General features: G+C 43.7%; 17 protein-coding genes. 2 read left to right on the plus strand and 15 right to left on the minus strand.

All coding sequences use genetic code 11. The annotated features are described in order from the left end of the window. Positions 1–14: 14 nt before the first annotated feature. From MJ611_RS16435 to MJ611_RS16475, 9 genes are all read right to left on the minus strand, one after another. Positions 15–758: a class I SAM-dependent methyltransferase gene (locus tag MJ611_RS16435; protein ID WP_250431310.1), complete on the minus strand. Its 744-nt coding sequence runs from the start codon at positions 756–758 to the stop codon at positions 15–17. Between the two features lie 129 nt (positions 759–887). Next, the gene (locus MJ611_RS16440) at positions 888–2,144 is read right to left on the minus strand and encodes an O-antigen ligase family protein (protein ID WP_250431312.1); all 1,257 of its coding nucleotides are present in this window, start codon (positions 2,142–2,144) and stop codon (positions 888–890) included. An 84-nt stretch (positions 2,145–2,228) separates the two neighbouring features. Then, positions 2,229–3,191: a glycosyltransferase family 2 protein gene (locus MJ611_RS16445; protein ID WP_250431314.1), complete on the minus strand. Its 963-nt coding sequence runs from the start codon at positions 3,189–3,191 to the stop codon at positions 2,229–2,231. After that, positions 3,145–3,954 carry an aminoglycoside phosphotransferase family protein gene (locus tag MJ611_RS16450; protein ID WP_250431316.1) on the minus strand — a complete coding sequence of 270 codons (810 nt, stop codon included), beginning with the start codon at positions 3,952–3,954 and terminating at the stop codon, positions 3,145–3,147. Before MJ611_RS16450 ends, MJ611_RS16445 begins: the two co-directional genes overlap by 47 nt. Further along, a complete protein-coding gene (locus MJ611_RS16455) occupies positions 3,954–5,393 on the minus strand; it encodes a lipopolysaccharide biosynthesis protein (protein WP_250431317.1) in 1,440 nt (479 codons plus the stop codon). Before MJ611_RS16455 ends, MJ611_RS16450 begins: the two co-directional genes overlap by 1 nt. An 8-nt stretch (positions 5,394–5,401) precedes the next feature. Beyond that, a complete protein-coding gene (locus MJ611_RS16460) occupies positions 5,402–6,640 on the minus strand; it encodes a nucleoside/nucleotide kinase family protein (RefSeq protein WP_250431319.1) in 1,239 nt (412 codons plus the stop codon). A gap of 34 nt (positions 6,641–6,674) precedes the next feature. Continuing rightward, positions 6,675–7,175, minus strand: coding sequence for a UpxY family transcription antiterminator (locus tag MJ611_RS16465; RefSeq protein WP_250431321.1), 501 nt, complete (start codon positions 7,173–7,175; stop codon positions 6,675–6,677). Positions 7,176–7,373: 198 nt separating this feature from the next. After that, the gene (locus tag MJ611_RS16470; RefSeq protein WP_250431323.1) at positions 7,374–9,530 is read right to left on the minus strand and encodes a GumC family protein; all 2,157 of its coding nucleotides are present in this window, start codon (positions 9,528–9,530) and stop codon (positions 7,374–7,376) included. A gap of 187 nt (positions 9,531–9,717) precedes the next feature. After that, a complete protein-coding gene (locus tag MJ611_RS16475) occupies positions 9,718–10,521 on the minus strand; it encodes a polysaccharide biosynthesis/export family protein (RefSeq protein WP_250431324.1) in 804 nt (267 codons plus the stop codon). A gap of 672 nt (positions 10,522–11,193) precedes the next feature. Between MJ611_RS16475 and MJ611_RS16480 the strand changes: the two genes are divergently transcribed. Both MJ611_RS16480 and MJ611_RS16485 read left to right on the plus strand, forming a co-directional pair. Next, a complete protein-coding gene (locus tag MJ611_RS16480) occupies positions 11,194–11,799 on the plus strand; it encodes a hypothetical protein (protein ID WP_250431326.1) in 606 nt (201 codons plus the stop codon). Positions 11,800–11,973: 174 nt separating this feature from the next. After that, positions 11,974–13,080: a CapA family protein gene (locus tag MJ611_RS16485; protein WP_250431328.1), complete on the plus strand. Its 1,107-nt coding sequence runs from the start codon at positions 11,974–11,976 to the stop codon at positions 13,078–13,080. Between the two features lie 113 nt (positions 13,081–13,193). On the opposite strand, the gene MJ611_RS16490 is transcribed toward MJ611_RS16485, so the two are convergent. The 6 genes from MJ611_RS16490 to MJ611_RS16515 form a co-directional block, all read right to left on the minus strand. Beyond that, positions 13,194–14,159 (minus strand): calcium/sodium antiporter, encoded by a 966-nt coding sequence (locus MJ611_RS16490; RefSeq protein ID WP_250431330.1) that lies wholly within the window; start codon positions 14,157–14,159, stop codon positions 13,194–13,196. A 128-nt stretch (positions 14,160–14,287) separates the two neighbouring features. Next, positions 14,288–14,635, minus strand: coding sequence for a hypothetical protein (locus MJ611_RS16495; RefSeq protein WP_250431332.1), 348 nt, complete (start codon positions 14,633–14,635; stop codon positions 14,288–14,290). Between the two features lie 78 nt (positions 14,636–14,713). Further along, a complete protein-coding gene (locus MJ611_RS16500) occupies positions 14,714–16,150 on the minus strand; it encodes an RtcB family protein (RefSeq protein ID WP_250431334.1) in 1,437 nt (478 codons plus the stop codon). Positions 16,151–16,374: 224 nt separating this feature from the next. Then, entirely contained in the window at positions 16,375–17,658 is a 1,284-nt protein-coding gene (locus MJ611_RS16505; RefSeq protein WP_250431336.1) for an exo-beta-N-acetylmuramidase NamZ family protein, read from the minus strand. 54 nt (positions 17,659–17,712) lie between these two features. Beyond that, a complete protein-coding gene (locus tag MJ611_RS16510) occupies positions 17,713–18,597 on the minus strand; it encodes a phosphodiester glycosidase family protein (protein ID WP_250431338.1) in 885 nt (294 codons plus the stop codon). 101 nt (positions 18,598–18,698) lie between these two features. Continuing rightward, entirely contained in the window at positions 18,699–19,046 is a 348-nt protein-coding gene (locus MJ611_RS16515) for a hypothetical protein (protein ID WP_250431340.1), read from the minus strand. Positions 19,047–19,136 lie beyond the last annotated feature (90 nt).

The raw sequence follows: 19,136 nt of genomic DNA on the forward strand, positions 1-19,136 counted from the left end.
AATAATTTGGGGAGCTATTTCTCCATTTTAAATTTAAAACAACTGGATGTCAGGTAAGAAACAAAAGAATTTCCCATGAATACCTTGCCTACTTTACCGAATGTATTTGGGGATCTCCAGGCTACCTGCGGATTTTTGAAACCGATCTCCTGTAACATAGCAATCCAGGTACTTGGCTCCTGATGTTTATGCCACTCTATAGTTGGAGCAAATATGCTTTTGATACCAATTGCATTATAAAAATTTTTACAGCTGGCATCAGCAACGATAAGACTACCACCCTTGCTCATTTTATTATAAACATCCGTCATGATTTTCTTGTAAGTGTTGTAGCTTTTGGTGTCTTTCCGAAAGTTTATACATGCTTCTTCATCTAGATGGTTAATAGAGCTATGCATAACTACAACATCAAATTCTTCATCTTTTACCTGAGGCGTGTACGATTGCAGCGTTACAGGCGAAAGCTCGACGGGTAGGGTGGGTGATAGCTCTGTCTTAAATGCATTGAACTTATTTATCATGCCGGAACTAGACCCATCTGATTCTGGTTCGAGGCACACTACCTTGCTGGCCCCTTTTACCGCTGCATAAAACGATAATAATCCGGTACCACCTCCCACATCCAGTACTTTCTTGTTAGCTAGTTCTACATCATCAAAGATGTACTTGAGGTGAAATTTTAAATTTGATTTAGTCGAATACATTTTACGGTCAATCGCTAAATCAAGAAAGTTTTCGGTGATGTTATTGTTTTGCATACCTGTATGAATTGAATGTGATGAGATGTTTAAAATGTCGAAGCTTACCGTCTGCTTTAAAACTTTATACTTTATTTTGGTATGAAGTATAAACTGGTTCAGGTGGTAATAGGTGTAGTAGATTCTGACCTAATAACCAACTGTTATTTCTTCTTCCAATTCTACTTCTTCGGTTTCCTTTTCCTTTTTCGTCAGGCTCAAATTGCACACAAGAAACAGCAGCAACATAGAGTCAGCCTGGGTATAGCGGCCCGTGATCGTATAAATGGTGAAGACTATAAAGCAATAAAAAACGGTCATTGTATCTGCTCGTGTACGGCAAGCTTTTAAGGCGATAAAGAAAGCAGTCAGGATCATCAGCAGGTAAAGCCCGACCCCGATCAGGCCGCTGGAGTGTGCTATACTTGGCAGGTCGCCATGCAGTGTTCTTTCATAGAACACGCCTTGGCCGTAGTTTCCGGCACTATTAAACAATCCGAAACCCAACCAGGGGCTGTAGGCTTTGAGAACAAACATGTCTTTGTAGAGCATTTCATACTCAAAAAAACGTTTCTCTTCCTCAAGCTCTCTGTTATCAAGATTTCTCAGTTCATAACGCTCTTTAAAAACAGAAGCAAAATCTGATTGATAGTATAGCGTGGCTCCTACCACAGCGGTAAAGGACAAAAAGAATATAACTTTCTTCGCTGTTTTGGGAGTCAATGTAGAAATAACAGCAAAGGGTATTCCTATGATGCTTGCCATCATAACTGACCGTCGGAGGGTAAGCAATATAAAGGCTATGGCAATGATGTATATAGCGATCATGGCGATATTGCTCTTTTGTAATATCCTCAGCAGCACAACAAAAAGCGCGATTGCCACAACGTTAAAGCTGGTAAAGATCAGGTTGCCATAAAAGATCCCGTTACTAATGCCATACATGGAGTAGGGCGAAAATTTAAAAAGCGTGGCAAAGATCGTATTGGCAATAAAAACCAGCAGAATGAGTAAAGAAGCATTAGTCAGCTCTTTAAAGATGGTTTTGTAAGAATACTGTCTGTAAATATTATTGATAAGGGGCAGCGAAATAAAGAACAGCAGCACCGGAAAGATCAGACCTAGTTTCAGTGTATGTATCGAATCTGGTATGAGTATGATGTAATATAAAAACAGAACTACTGCAAAGGCATTATGGGAAAACAGCGCGTAGTTACGGTTTATTATTACGAACACGATAATTGTTACAACCGCATAAAAGCAGGCAATGGGTAATACAGGTGTAATAACGGTATGTGCAAAGACTAATACAGGTATATAGATTATCCCCAGATCTTTCTTTTTGGAAAGTATAAAATACGCAGCAACGTAGATCAGTACTTCAGTTAACAGAAAGAATAACTTCATAAAAGGGGAATGGCATTTTAACTTTTTGACTTTAGCAGATCAAAGTATATCCGGAAGGAGAAAGAAAGCGAACAACTAAAGGAACTACTTGATCAGTTGCTTTACCCAATGCTTCACTTTTCTGTATCGGGGCGACATGGTCTTCCACATCACAAGACCCTGATAAGGCACACGATTCAGAATATACAAATCCCACCAAAGCTTTTTAGACAGCACCGTGAACTCTGTTTGCTTCTCTATTTCGTTGCTTTTGTCACGGGAAGGGCTATAAGCATACCTGATGCCTGCATAAATAGCCTTTCGGGCAATGAATTCATTTCTGTAGAAATCACCCTCCTGGTAGAGATCAAACCAGGACTCCTTACAACTATCGATTCTACCCAAGCGTGCATTATGTGAAACACAGGTGTCTTTGTATACCGCCAGTACTTTAGGAGTGAATGCTATATTATACTTGGTTGCAATTTTAGCCCAGGTATAATCGTCTTCTCCACCTATCATCCCTACCGGGAAACCGCCAACATTATCAAACACGCTCTTATTAATAACGATAGCTGATGACCATGGAACGTGGTGTTTTAGCTTTACTTTAAAAAAATCGTCTACTATTCCTTCCTGTACTTCGTTCCCGTAAATCGTGGAAGTGACCGGGTTAATTGTGGAAGTGACCGGGTTAATTTTTTTATATGCAGCAGCATAGAGTCCGCAGAATGGGTATTTATCGATAAGGCGTTTCATCTCAGCCAGGAAGCCAGGCTCCCAATTATCATCTGCGTCCAGTAGAGCAATGTATTGGTGATTGGATTTCTTTATTCCGTGATTTCTGGCATCAGAGACACCACCATTTTTTTTAGAAAATACCTTCAGCCTAGGGTCGGTAATGCTGAGCGCTATTTGCAGGCTCTTGTCTGTAGAGCCATCGTCAACTACAATTAACTCAAAGTCGCGGTATGTCTGGCTCAGAGCTGAATTTATGGTTTCAGCAACGTGTGCCTCTTTGTTATACAATGGAATCACTACGCTGAACATTGGCTTCTTTGAATTCATCAATTATGTTTTTTAATACATAATTGTATTTTGCAATTACTTTTTCAGGGATCACTTCTAGGTTTGAGAGCTGTCCTATCTCTCCGGATATTCGGTTTATAGAGTAAGCCAGGCGTAAATGGTTGGACGTAGTTTGTAGCTCCTGGGCTAGTTTATCTAAATAGGGCTGTTCTTTTAGGATTGATTCTGTCCAGCTCTCTCTATAGTAGATTGCCTGTCCGTAATTATGGTAATGAATGTAATCTGTGATAAAGCTCCCGTTGCAGGTGAACATGCTCCAATCTATTATTTTGATCTGATGATCTACATGTACCATATTTCCCTGGTGCAGATCGCCATGAGCACTGGTTACAGGTAAATTAACGGATCTGAGTATATTTTCTGCTTTCTCCAGCAGCCCTGGTTTCAAACCAATGTTTTCTAAATTTCGAAGATATTTAAAATCGAAAGCATTGCTGGAGGGCTGCACAGGGTACCCTAGTGCCTCTTGCAGTTTTGATTCAATAAACTGTTCTGCCAAAAGCGAGTTTTCGGCACAGATCGGCTCTCCTCTTTTCATGACCAAGTAAAAGAGCCTGTGTTTGATACGCAGAACCTGGCCAGACCAGAACATTGAACCTAATGCGCCGTGATTACCCTGTAGCTCCGCAATTTTTGATGCTTTACCGTTAGGGGTAAAGATCTTAAAGGTCCACTTGCCAAAATGGTAAATAAAAGACGGCTTGCTGTAGTGGTAACGACCAAGTTTTATTATCGAGCGCATTAGCCTTTATTTACCAGTTTATAGCCTTTCTTTATTTCTGATATAAAAAATAGGGTGTAAGTAAGTATACCTGTAAAACCTGCAGCAATCAGGTTGTATAGCAACGGCATCTCTATATACGAAACGCTATAAATCATGCCCAACATTACAGCTGCAGCTAATAAAGGTTTTTTTAAGGCTAGTATCACATCCCCGTCAGTCACATTGATATACTTCTTCATGTAGTAATGAAAAGTAAGCCTGGAGGTAGTATAGTGTATGCAAACGGCATATGCTACACCAACCAAACCGAAGTATTTAGTTCCAAAATACATCAAGGGAAGCGCTACTAAAAAGGTGTTGGTTATATTCAGATAAAAACTTACTGAAGGCTTTCCAATACCCTTCAATACTTCTGCCGGGGTGCCTGATATCGCAAAAATCATAGATGCGACAGATAGCACACGCAGGGGAGCCGCCGCTTCTATCCAATTGCTGCCAAAAAGGTATTGTATAAGGTCCTCGGCTAAACCAATGAACAGGACCGACACCGGGAAGGTGATGGTAGCAGAGAGTGTCATCACTCTTAGGTAATAGTATTTTATCTGCTCTCTATCGTCTTGAATTTTGCTGTAGACTGGGAAGAAAACCTTATTAAAAATAGAGTACAGCTGCCCTCTTAGTGTTTCGGAAAGCGTGAATGCCAATGTGTAAATACCGAGTGTATGCGCACTCATCAGTTTTCCAACTATCAAGTAATCAATGTTATTCCTGAAAAAGAAAAGAATGTTGTTGATTTGTGTGTAGGTGCTGTAACCTGCCAGATTTGTTAAAGAACTACCCTGAAAAACAAATTTGGGTCGCCAGCCAACTTTTATCCAATAGGAGATAAAAATTATAAAGGAACCTAAGATGGACTTCAAAACCAGGCTCCATACACCAAATCCAAGTATGGCTAGTGCTATAGCTGTAATCGAACTTACTACGGTGCCTGCAATGGTGATCCGAACCAGGTTATTAAAATCCAATTTCTTGGTAAGAATAACCCTTGGTATAATAGTCAGAATGTTAAAGAACAGATAAATGCTTAGTGCATTTAATACAGGTACCAGCCTCGGCTCCTTATAGAACGCTGCTCCATAAGGAGAGATAAAGAAATAGAACAAGGAAATGAAGGCAGTTGCCAGTGCTAGTAAAAACCAGAAGGCACTGGAGTAACGGACTTCTGTTAGCTCATCTTCCTTTTTCTGGACCAGGGCATTGAATAAACCCATATCCGAAACAACCTGTAGGAAGCCAATTATGATCATTGCCATTCCTACTATGCCGTATGCATCTGGTAACAGAAGCCTGGCCAGAATCAGCTTTACAACAAAATCTGTGGAGCGGGTTGCGACGACACTGATCGTATTCCACTTTATTCCGGAATAGACACTCTTTTTTAACTGCGTTGTTGACATAAGCAGGATCAGTTGCAGGGTTCCGCTATGAGGAAATGCTTGTAAAGCTTTGGATGGTTGTATATTTCGGAGACAATCAGATCGGATGCTTCGCTTATGGACATGCTGGATGTATCGATGCTTTTATACTTCCCATTCGAAACTTTATTGGCCACCGTTCTGAATTTCTCTGTATCTGCTATGCTTCGTTCCAGACTTGTTTCATGTGGTTTTCGCTTTACCAATACCTCCGGGGCAGCATGTAGAAAAAATACAAGGTCCGGATCAGGAAGTATGAACTTGTATAAAAGTTTAGGACCTGCATTTTTATCCTGATAAACAAAGCCCGGAAACCTGTCGATGAGTGTAATTGTATATTTCGACTTCCGAACTACAGGGGCTATCCGCAGCATGTACTCCAGGGGGAGTACAGCAAAAGTTTTAAAGAGATTGTATGCTTTCTTCAGTGGCCATGTGCTAAGATTATAGGTGTATATCTTTTTTACAGTTTCAGACGACCAATTGCTTTCACCAGTTCCTAAATAAAGCCTGTTGTTTTTAATGTTTAGTTTTTTACCAACTGCTTCAACCAAAGTAGTTTTTCCTACGCCATCTGTTCCTAAAAAAAGCACACTCAGGCCGTAACCATACTTGAAAGTAGAAGTTGATCTGATCATTTTCTTACGCTCCTGAATAAAGTAGGGATTAAGTATTTGCTGGAGCTTAGCGGTGTTTAATGGAAACTCACGATCTAGCCATTCCTGTATTTGTTCTATTACCCCCAAGTGCTCACTGCCTATCTCGTGTAAGTACAAAGAAATATATTTTTGCAAGTATGCCTTATGTTTTCCCTCCAGTTTGCCACGCTCTTTGTAGCCTAAATGTGCAGCATACAACATTACTGCATCAAATCCTTTTGGCCGGTAAATGCTAACCTCGTTTAAAACAGAGTCGGAGATCGTGTGGCTGGCACCCGAGTAGGTACAGCAAACAGCATCACTTTTTGCAAAGGTTAAGGAATATTTTACATCCAGGTATTGCTCAGAGGAAGGGGAAATGTAGAAAAAGTGGTTTTTATGGAATGCTGGTTCTTTTCTTCGATACCACCCTAACTCAAAGATTTTTTTTTCAAATGCTTGCTTACCTGCAGGAGCTACAAAAAGATCAATATCATTCGAGCTAAAATCACTTTCAAAGTCGGTTAAAAGAAAATATTCTATACAGCTGCTATTTAGATGATCAAACAACTGATGTAAGTAGTTACTCATATCTTCTTAAAGTAATGTATAATAACCCGACAACTTATTTTTTTACAGCTTTTACTAAACTATCCTTGTCAAGCTCGGCATGTAAAATATAGCCCAGCGAGGGGAGTGCCACTTTTACGGAATTATTCTTTATGGCTATAATCGTACCTTCTCTGTCGATCAGTGTGCCTCTGTTAATTTTTACAGAATCATGGACGTTAAATTCTGCCTTCTCTACCTGCACATTTTGGTGCTCATTCAGAAATCTTTTGATGGTATCTATTTCCTCGTCTTTGATAACGGCAGGCCTTCCCAGCCAGTAAACCAGGTTTAATACACCATTGACTTTGCTTAACTCACCGAGTTGTTTCTCAGGAAGATGAACAAAGACGTAAGACGTAAATAGAGGCATCAATACCATCTTCTTTCTATCGCTCCACTGGCGTACTACTTTGTTCAGAGGGCAGTAACTCTCGATATTCTTCAGACTCAGCAATTCTGCTACTTTTTTCTCCCAACGAGGTTTCGTGTAAACTGCGTACCACTTTGCATTCATAGTATTATAATCTAAAGTAAAAGCTCGATTGGCTAAGGCTTCGCCTACCTCAGTCACAAAGTAGTAACCGGGTGAAAAAGTGTGAAAGCATTCTGTTAAATCCGGTACAATGCAAAAGGCAACCTGTGAGGATCCTCATGCTTGTAGTAAGAGCGCAATGCTTTACAAACCTTATTTTTACAGCAAGCTTCTTATATTTTAAGCTTTGGTTTTTTTCATTCTGGCCCTGTAGGTCTTATCGCTATACTTGTTTTCGTAACCATAGCCATAACCATAACCATACTGGCCTTTAACAAAACCACGAGGCTTAACACCATTAAATACAATGGCAACCTGATTCAATTTTTTCAGCTTGTTATCCTGCGCCATGCGCTGCACTATCTGCTTAGGTGTATAGGCATGGCGCATCACTAACAAGTTTATATCACAGAATTCCGAAAGGAAGTAACCGTCAGATACTAATTCCAGAGGAGGGGTGTCGAGTATAATATAATCGAAGCGTTCTTGAAGGTATTCAAACAGCACTTCCAGTTTGCCGTTTGCTAAGACATCTGAATGGTCACCGATGTTAACTCCGGCAGGTATCACATACAGGTTCTCGAAATCTGTGTTCATGATAATTTCTCCGGGCTGCGCTTCACCAAAGAGATACTCTGTAATGCCTTTCTGATCTAGCAAGTCAAAGAGTTCAGAAGCTCTTGGGTTTCTTAAGTCAAAATCCAGCAGGGCAATTTTCTTGCCCGACGAAGCCAAGCTGAAAGACAGGTTAGTGCTTACATAACTCTTCCCTTCACCTGGTATACTGGAAGTTACCATGATCTTTTTCTTGGTGAAAGTACGCCCATATAAACCCATTGTAGACCGTAGTTGCCTGAACTGCTCTACAACTGAAATTTCTGTAGGAGCCTTAAATAGTTTTTCTTTTTTCTGGTGCTTTATATTTGCCAGTTCTGCTACAATCGGAGCATTCGTATACTCTTCGATCTGTGATCTGAACAGTAGTTTATTGTTTAAAAACTCTTTACCGGTAACCAAAGCAATACCTGCACCGCACGCTACTAAAGCAGCGATAAGGTAGATATAAGTGGCATTCGGGCTAGTGGGATAAATAGAAGCCTCAGCCATATCAACCACTCTGAAGTCTCCTGCGCTTGGAGCGTAAGAAAGTACGGTTTCTTCTCTTTTCTGAAGCAGGAATCGATACGCTTCGTTTTTGATGAGTTGCTGGCGACTGATATCCAACAGTTCTTTTTCCTTCTGCGGGATCGTCTGCAAGGCAGTGTTATACATGTTGTTTGTAGAGGCCATGTTGGCCTTGCTTGCCTCCAGGTTCACGCGTTGGTGACGAATGTTTTCCAGTATACTTGGTCTTATTTTTTCAATCTCATCAGCCAGGGTAATTAGCAGCGGATTGTTTTCTGCAGTAGTAACTCTAAGTTTTTGGTACTGGATCTCAGAATCATACAGTTTCTGCAAAAGCTGCGACAGAACCGGATCATTAACTCCCAGGGTGGAAGGAACGATGCCTGCTGATTTATCTTTCGAAATAACGTATTTTTCGACATTGTTGAGAACGGCAAGTTGCGTATTGATCTCAGCAATTTTACGGTCATTGTCCCCAACATTCTGTAAGAATAGCCTTCCTTGTTCACTTAAATCAACAGCTCCTTTCCTTGATTTGAACTTTACCACCTGGCTTTCCAGATCTTCTAACTCTTTCTCTACAAGTTGTATGCGGTCCTCCACAAACTTAAGGGTATTGGCAGCCAGGTCGTTTCGTTCATCAATGGCTAACTGGTTATAGGCGTAGATCAGGGTATTCAATATGTCTTCGCCGCGTTTCGGGTTAGGATCCTGAATGCCAAGCGTGATTACAGTAGATAGCTTGCTCGAAGTTTCGATGAATACCTGGGCAAGGAGGCTGTTTGTTGCCTTCCTTGGTTGCATGATGTTAAAGTAAAGCGCACCCTGGGGGCTCTCTTTTTTGTTTTTGTTCCTGGTAAAAAGTATTTCACCATAAGGTGTCTGCACCCATTCATTCAGAGGATACGCTTTGTTTTCTATATGTACTTTGTTATCTACTTCAGAGAAAGTAAAGTATATATTATAGTACTCCTGTGCACTCTCAGGATTTTTAAGTTCTATTTGTAAGGGAGAAGAAGTGTACGCCGGAATGGTTTTATACTTTCCTTCGTCATAAATAGGAGCATACAGTTTTAAATTCGTTACAACCTTGTTCATCAGGTTGTAGGATTTTAACACGTTTATCTCGTTCTCAACGATCTTATTAGAAGTAAAAGCATCAATAGACTCTGTCATTCTGGAGTCGTCAACGCCTTTTCGCTCATCCTTCATGATCAAGGATGCAGAAACATAATAAGTAGGTATGGCAAAATAATTTACGTAGACCCAAGCTCCAGTTAAGGCAACAGATACTAAAAAGATGTATAAAGGCCAGAATGGAATATATTTGTGGATCAATGCAGAAATCAGAGTATCTTCTGTGCTTGATGTCTTTTTGTCCATATGCTTACGGAAAATATTATCTGGTTAAACGATCAATCGCAATCACTATCACTGATACGCCACTGAATACCACAGGCAGCCACAACTTTGCAGGACTCACGCTTTGAATCTTTGAATTATTGGGCTCAACGTAAATAATGTCGTTTGATTTCAGGTAGTAATAAGGCGAGGTAAAGATCTCATCCGTTGTCAGGTTGATGCGGTTCAGTTTTTTTTTCCCGTTTTCTTCCCTTATCAAAAGTATGTTTTCACGGTTAGCAAAAATGGTTAGGTCGCCAGCCAGACCAAGTGCTTCCAACAGTGTTATTTTTTCGTTTGGGATTGTAAATACAGATGGGCGGGCAACTTCGCCAAGTACCGAAACTTTATAGTTCAGATAGCGGATATCTATAGTAGGATCCAGGAGTAGCTTTCTGTTTATCAATTCATCGCGCATGCCCTCTCTGAGTGCCTTTTTGGTTAGCCCGGCTGCTTTAACTTTGCCTAAGTAAGGAAATTGTATATAACCGTCCTGATCAACAAGGTAGCCTACAGCCTGTGTGTTGACAGTTGCAGAGGACGAACCACGTGGGCCGCTTGAATTTAAAGCATTGAATATTTCGGTAGCCTGGGGGTTTAGGCTGCTAACGGAAATACTTAACAAGTCGTTTGTCTGAATGACAGGTTCTAAATTCTGTAGTCTTTCCTGATACTCAGTGCTTTTTAAATTGTTAAAGTACGTTACGTTTTTATTCGTTGTGCAGGAGGTCTGAAGAGTTAAAGTAAGTATAACTGCAATTACAATGTACTTATATGGTTTTGTAATATTAGTATGCGACATGAGCAGGGTGTCTTTAGATAGAACATGAAAACTAATAACGTTTAATTAGAATAGTCTAATAAAAAAGCCAACAATTACAATACGATTAGACCCATACTAAGTTTCTGTTGTTATAACTCTTTCTATATATTTTTTTTAATTTTTAAGTGGTAATTGTTTTTGTTCAAGGGTAAGTGTAATCTAAACGCTGATAAATGCAATGCTAGTCGAATGAGGCTGTGAATTAGAATAGATGAATATTCAAAGTATGGCATGAGTTGTTTAATTATACTTGGACACAGTAATATATCTTATGTTCCATATTTAGATACGTGCATGTTGCCTGCTCAAAAAGATGCACAGGTAAGTCATTTTTATTATTGTAGCCGGACTAGGTTCTTCTTTACAATATGAGCTATATTTTTATCGAAAAGTGTAGCAAACCATTACCATAAGGTTGGGCCAGATCAGACTTGGCTACTGGCAACTCAGTTACACCTCAGCAGCGAACCCATCTGACTTAAAGAAATACTCTTCTTTATTTACAGGATAAACCCAGCACCTGGAAAGAATTGGCTTGATATCGAACTAAGAGCCGTTTGATTTCTAACGACTTACGTAGTTGGAATTATTAGCTTCGTTAATAGTATAAATATCGTATCACAGAAATCTAAACCGGCCTCTTCGCAAATCATGAAAAGAACACTAACTATTTTTGCCTTGCTTATGGCAGGTGGTATTGGCGCACAAGCGCAGAACGCAACCATCCCTGCTTCCGAAATTCAGATCAAGGCAGCTGTCCTGGCGGCTCCTGCTGAAAAACGAGCGGGTGCCGCTGTGTATGGCTATAATTCAAAGGGAGATTTCGTGCTGTTGCGTAAAGGAACGAACGAAATGGTTTGTATTGGGGATGATCCTGCACAAAAAGGGTTCTCCGCTTCCTGCTACCATCGGGATTTGGAGCCCTTCATGGCGCGTGGCCGGGAGCTGAGGAAGGAGGGAAAAGATTCAAAAACAATATTTGATACCCGGGAGAAAGAAGCCAAAAGCGGAAAGCTGAAGATGCCAAAGCAACCTGCCAGCTTGTTTGTTTACAATGCTCCAGACGAGAATTTTGACAAGTCTACCGGCAAGGTAAGTAATGGGTATCTGCGTTATGTAGTGTACATCCCTTTTGCAACAGCAGAAGGTACCGGCTTGCCCCTGAAACCGGAAGCCCCAGATATGCCCTGGATCATGCATCCGGGTACACACGGTGCTCATATTATGATCAATCCGCCAACCGATCAGAAACAATAGTTCAGGAGGCTTAATCAAGTATAGGAGTGAGACAGAAAAAGCAACTATGCATAACAGGTAAGAATATTACATCAGCTTTTCGGAATGATGTTATGGAAGTATGTTTTCGTGCTTCTGATACTTAACACAATAACTTCAGATCAGGAGCAGGCTTTACCTTTCCATTCTTTTGCCATGCCCTCAACCCTTACCTTGTTTTTGTGTGGCGATGTGATGACCGGAAGAGGGATTGACCAGGTGTTGCCTTATTCTGTTGATCCGAAGATCTACGAGGCTTATGTGAAGAATGCCAAAGACTACGTCAGGTTAGCCGAACGAAAGAACGGTTCGATACCGCAACCCGTGAGCTATACCTATATCTGGGGAGATGCCCTGCAAGTATGGCAGCAGGTAGAGCCCGATCTGAAGCTGATTAACCTGGAAACCAGCATCACCGAACAGCCGGAGCCCTGGCCAGGCAAGGAAGTACAATACCGGATGCACCCGAATAATGTGGAGGTGCTGACTGCTGCTGGCATAGATTTCTGTTCCCTTGCCAACAACCATACGATGGACTGGGGCCGCGCCGGATTACTGGAAACCCTTCAAACCTTATCAAATGCTAACATCGCTTTTGCCGGAGCAGGGGAGAATAAAGCAGTAGCAAGCACGCCGGCAATTCTAAATACAGCAAAAGGGCGGGTGGTTATCCTTGCGTATGGCTCCGAAACAAGTGGTGTGTACCGGTCATGGGCCGCCACGGAAAATGAACCTGGTGTTAACCTATTGCCGGACATGAGCGATGCAACTGTACAGATGATCTCAGAACAGGTTACTCAAGTTAAAAGGGCAGGAGATGTGGTGGTTCTTTCGATCCATTGGGGGAGTAACTGGGGCTATGATGTTCCTCCAGTACAACAAAGATTCGCACATCAACTCATCGATAAGGCTGGTATAGATTTAGTCTTCGGCCATTCTTCGCATCATCCGCGTGGCATCGAAGTATACAACGGAAAGCTCATTATCTATGGTGCCGGTGATTTCATCAACGATTATGAAGGCATCAGCAGCCATGAGCAATACCGCGGAGATCTGTCGCTGATGTACTTCCCAAAGCTTGATCCTGCCACAGGTAAATTGCTTTCTCTCCTGATGGTGCCAATGCAGATAAAGAACTTTCGACTCAGTTATACCTCCAGGCAGGATGCCCGGTGGCTGGCTGATGTACTGGATAAAGAAAGTGAAGCATTCGGATCCGGTGTAGCATTGCAGAAAGACGGCAGCTATTTACTGACGTGGTAACAGAGCATTAAACCCCTGCAACAAGCTTTTATACTTAGTTTGATACTATTCTAAATCCTTGCGATTACGCAGGCACAAAGGTAACCATACTTCTAGGCTCCGGTCTCTATAACTTATACTTGCTGCTGCTGACTAATCAGGAGTGCCAGGTAGCCCAGGTACAACAGCAACAGGATTATACCTTCCCATCTTGCCAGGCGCCTTCCTGTGCCGGTAAAAATAAAAATAAAGAGAAGCAGACCGGCGGCAATGTTCATAATCATATCGGTTGATGAGGTAGCGGCGACCTGCAACGGCGTAACGATGGTGGAAACACCCAGAATGAAGAAGATGTTGAAGATGTTGGAACCAACTACATTGCCTATAGCAATGTCAACATTTCTTTTTCGTACTGCCACTACAGAGGTGGCTAATTCCGGCAGCGAGGTGCCTATGGATACGATGGTCAGGCCGATGATGCGTTCAGATAAACCAAATGCCTGCGCCAGGCTTACTGCACTAGTTACTATAAGCCGGCCACCTAAAACCAATCCAGCTAAACCTAAAATAATAAAAAGGAAGGATTTCAGGTAAGTATAATTTTTCGTTTCTACCTCACCTGACTCTGAGCCACCCAATGCCAGCGTAAGGTTATATACCAGGAAAATACAAAAGAAGAGGAGCAGGACTATACCATCGGCTCTGGAAATGTAGTTACCTACGGCCTGGTCTAAATAGGCGTCGCTTGCAAATACAAGCACTACTATTGCTGCCAGCAAACTTAGCGGAATCTCCAGCCAGGTGGTATTTCGCTTAACCGTTAAAGGGTAAATGATAGAAGATATCCCAAGAATGCCCAGCACGTTAAAGATGTTACTTCCCAATACATTTCCCAATACCATCTCGGTATTCTTGTTGATGGAGGCAAACAGGTTTACAACCAGCTCTGGTGCTGATGTGCCAAATGCCACAACCGTTAACCCGATTACGATGTTGGGTATTCCCACCTTTGCTGCCAGGCTCGAAGCACCATCAACCAGTTTGTCAGCGCCGAAAATCAGCGCTACAAACCCTGCAACAAGCAATAAAATATCTAGCATCTATTGAATTTTTGCTTCCTGTAAGTATTTAAATAGGTATAAATTCCTGCGCGCAGGTCTTAAGTTAAAAGAATGATTGCAGCATATGCTATAATGGCATGCTGCTTTTCGGCCTTAATTTATACTTTCTAACCTTGTACCGGCAGTTTTACCTGTCCTAACACATCGATCAGTTTCTTCGCATCAACCTCGTTATACTTGCTGCGGATAAAATCTTCTTTTATCTGGAAACTTGGTGCAGCAGGATCACTGTCTATTACATACTCACCTCCTGCACCTGGCAGGTTTATACTTTGCATCAATGCTTTTGCGCGGGAGTCGAGTGCTGTGCGTATGAGGTTTTCAGCCTGCTTGTCATTCTGTAGTTGCCCGGTGCTGTTGGCCAGAACCTGCTGTTGAATAGCTTGCGGGTCTATTTCGTTTATCTGACAGATCTGGTGAAATACAGCCATTGCAGTGTTTGTTTTATCTTCCATAGTTTTGATGTAGTTAAATGGTATCTGTATGTGCTATTCGTAATGTATTAGCGGCTTTGTGTATGGCAGGTTTATACTTTAATCCACCTCCATGTACTTTTCATCGCCGTTCATACGCACGATCTTCGGCTGGAATGTACCCACAATCTCGACAAGGTCTTCCTGAGAGGCCATCACCTTGTGAATGTCTTTATAAACCATAGGCGCTTCGTCCAGGCTGGAACCAATTACTTCGATGCCGGCCTTCTTCAACTGCTTTTGTACGTCGGGCAGGGAGAGCGTTTTTTGTGCCTGTGTTCTAGACATGACACGACCGGCACCATGCGATGCGGAATTGAGAGAGGCAGGATCACCTTTTCCCCGTACAATGAACCCAGGTGTGGCCATCGAGCCGGGTATAATGCCCAGCACGCCTTTACCTGCCGGTGTAGCCCCTTTGCGGTGCACGATCACCTCTCTTCCTTTGGCGTCTTTTTCTTTCCAGGCGAAGTTGTGGTGGTTCTCGATGGTTGCCATGGGCTCAGTACCCAAAGCAGCCGAAAGCCGCTGATGTATCTGGTGGTGACAGGCCGAGGCGTAATCGCCGGCCAGGTTCATGGCCATCCAGTATTCCTGTCCGGCTTCGGTATCCAGGTCCAGCCAGGCTAGGTGCTTGGCCTCCAGGGGCAGGCGGCACACATCCATTGCTACTTTGGTATAGTAACCGGCTATGTTCGCGCCCAGACCACGGGAGCCGGAGTGGGAGAGAACCGAAAGGTAAGTGCCCAATGGCAGCCCGAATTCATTGTTCGCATCCTGTATTTCTACCGTACCGAACTCCACAAAATGGTTGCCGCCCCCAGAGGTGCCAAGTTGCTGATAGGCCCTGTCCTTTAGCTCGTGCACGATCGGTATTTCTGAGAATTCATGCCGGTCCATTACCTCGTGGTACATTGGCTTTTTAAAGGATGTAAAACCAAAACGGGTGTTATCCATCAGCATTTTCTTCAGCTCTTCCCGGTTCTTGTTCAGGAAACCATGATGGATGTCGTAAATGCTCATGCTCATGCGGCAGCCAATGTCTACGCCTACGCCATAGGGGATAACGGCGTTTAGGGTGGCCAGCACGCCACCAATGGGTAACCCGTAGCCTTGGTGCGCATCCGGCATGAGGGCGCCTGCATGAGTTACAGGCAAACACATGGCAATTTCCATCTGCTGGAACGCTCCTTCCTGAATGCCCTCCGCACCGTAAACTTTATACTCCTGGCGTTCCTGCTTCAGGTCGACAGGCTTTGTTTCGTTGCGGGCAAGTATGGCTTGTGCCAGTGGCCCAAGGGTGGCGTGCAGCTGGTACTGATCGGGTGCGGCCATCACATCCTGCAGCAACTCGATCTGATGGTTTTTACCGAGGTCAGTATAATAGGTATGGATGATGTTCAGTGCAGTGCCAAGTGGTTTTCCTGCCGGAAATCCGATTTTTTGGAGATCCGAAGCGGCAAGTTTTGTACTCTTCTGTTTATTCTTCTTCTTCATAGTTCTACGCGCTATAGCAAAACAGTGTACGCAGATTTGCAGATCGTAGGCACAGAAAAAGGACCTGTACCTGCATGGAATGTGCCTGTTGATGGAAGCATAATGGGTTTATGTAAGGGGGTAAGAAGGGGATGTGAATAGACGGCTAGTATAATCGTTTTAAAAGAAGAAGGCTGCCTCCTACAAAGCAGCCTTCTCAGATCAGTTACATGATGATGTTAGTTTTAGTATAGCAGGTACTTGCTCCGGACATTGCGAAAGTAAGCCAGCTGATCTTCCCACTGTGATAGTATCTGCTGTGGCGAAAGCCCGGCTTGCAAGCTTTTACGAACTTCCGGTGTTCCCCATAGTTTATCCATGCGGCTGTCGCGCCATTCCAGTTTCTTTGGGTATAACGTTTGCAGCGCATGCAGGATGTAAACGCCCGCCTTTGCAGATTCAAATGCATTCCGGTCCGTTACCACCATCTCGGTTCCCTGGCACTGCTGGCCCACAAACTTTGGCGGATAGATCCTGATCCCATCCACGACGCTGTCTGGTACGAACGCAACCGGACGGAAGGTAACGCCAGCCATACCATAACTGTTTAGTTGTTGAGTTAGTTTTTCACCATCCATCCAGGTAGCGGCAATGCGCTCGAACGGGTGGAGGGTGCCGCGTGCTTCAGAAATGTTGGTGCCTTCCAACAGGCAGGTGGCCGGGTACACAGTGGCTGTAGTCAGGGTGAGCATGTTAGGCGAAGGCTTAACCCAGGGCAGGTTTGTCTGGTCGTACCAGAGCTGGCGTTTATAATGCAGCATGGGCACGACTGTGAGTTGCGCCTGCGGCAGTTTCCGGGATGCCCGTTCTGTATTGAACATGGTTGCCAGTTCGCCCACGGTCATGCCGTGCACAACCGGAAGCTGCGCTACACCCGTAACCGGCTCGTTCGCTTTTTCACCTACCGGGCCATCTACATACTGTCCGCCAATGGCATTGGGCCTGTCAAGTATAATGTAGGGCTTACCCTGTTCAGCGGCGGCCTCCAGCACATGGTTCATGGTAGCGATGTACGTATAAAAGCGGGCTCCCACATCCTGTATGTCAAATATCAGCACATCCACGTTCTGTAGCATTTCCGGTGTAGGTTTCCGCACCTTGCCATAAAGCGAGACAATGGGCAAACCTGTCTTGGAGTCGGTGCCGTCTGCTACGTGTGTATCGGCATCGCCCCGTATGCCGTGCTCCGGTCCGAAGAGTACCGTTAATTTGGTGTCCTTTCGCTCATGCAGCACATCCACCAGGTGGCGGCCATCCGGCAGCAGACCGGTATGGTTCGTCACCAACCCGATTCGTTTGTTCTGGATGAGCGGCAAAAATTCTGGCGTAAACAATCGCTCGGCACCTATCACTACTCGGTTAGTTGACGGGACAGCAGCAGGTGGTGTAGCCGTTGATACTACCTGACGGGTGCAACTGCTAAAGCACAAGGCCAGCCAAAGTAAAAGCAGGAGGGGAGATCTTTTCATGAAGTATAAATAAGTGAAGTATAACAGTGAGAACGTAGAAGTATAAAACAGCTATTACAGCGAGCGCCTGGAGACCTTCCTGATCAGGATACAGTTGGCAACTGCACGTTCGCCTTCATGATCATAGGCTTTGTTATCGCTGGGGTAATTGACAACGCCGTTCGTGCCTTTGCCCTGTATCCACATGGTGGTGGAGCCGCCGCCGTCCAGGTTAATGGCCGACTGGCAGCCCAGAGAGTGCATGAGCTGAGCGAGTTCTTCATTGCTCATGCCATAGGCTTCGCTGGAGCGCCCGTCTACAGTTACCAGCAGCATGTGGTTGTCCTTGGTAAAGCCGATGGCCGTTCTCGGGTGCCTGTTTGTATTAAAGGCTTGCGGCACCATTGTTTCAGGCTTGCCTTCATAAACAAGCAACGGACCTGAAGCCAGCGCCTCCTGCGCGTCAGTTTTCTGCCAGCCGGCAGCAGGTTTTCTGATCACAGCAGGCTTACCGTCAGCATTGATGGCAATAGCTGCATTCTCCCTGTATTCAGGCATCGTTTGAATAGTGTTGGCTTTTACTTCCCCGTCAGTCTTCAGGAATACCACAGAGCCACCTTTTTTAGTATCAAAGTAGGAGCCGTTTACTGCAGCCAGTGCGCCGTTATTCCGGGCAAACATACTTGTTTTGATCAGTGCAGAATCAGAATGGGCTAAGCTTACTTCAATAGCTGCCTTGTTGAGGTTGATGTCGAGTACATTTATACTTTGGCGGGAGTTATACAGGCCGTTGCCGTGGTAGTAGCGCCAGTGCATGCCGCGGCCTATTTTTTCCTTTTTCCAATTGCTCCGGTGCAGTTTATCTTGGATAGCAGTAGCCTCCGGTGCCTGCGCATGAATTTCCAATGATACCGTTTGCAACAGACATACAAACAGTGGCAGCAGTAAAAGTCTTTTCATGGGTTTGTGCTGAAAGTTGAGAGTAAGCAATTCAGAAAAGCAATATAGAAAACCAAGCCTAAAGCATTTTACTTTACATCTATAAGCTTTTGCGGGTGCAGTTATACTTTGTCCGCTTCTTTTTTCCTGATCCGGAGATAGCCTTTGTTGTAGTCCTTTTTACTGGTTTCCTCGTCTACTTCGTACCATACATCCAGTGTATAAGATGGTGTGATGTAGGTTGTCACGAACTCGTTTCTGCCATCGATTAGCTTGTAGTCGGTGATCATTTCGTAGCCATCTTCCAGTGCTTTGTAGTAAGCTTCTTCGTCATCATCATACTCCTCCCGGTAGCGGTTGTATACGCGGTGGTAGCTGTCTGTTATCGCTTCGTAGCAGCGTTGCAGGTCAGATGGCTCAAATGTCATGAACCCTTCTTCGTCTTTCGTCCAGGTGCCTTGTAGTTCCATTTTGCTAAGTTAAAGGAATAATGTTCCACACGTAAGCGTCTGCACAAAACAAATATCCACGAAAAGCTATAAATTGACGTGTCCTTTACG

Source organism: Pontibacter ruber, assembly GCF_023630205.1.
GTDB classification, from domain to species: domain Bacteria; phylum Bacteroidota; class Bacteroidia; order Cytophagales; family Hymenobacteraceae; genus Pontibacter; species Pontibacter ruber.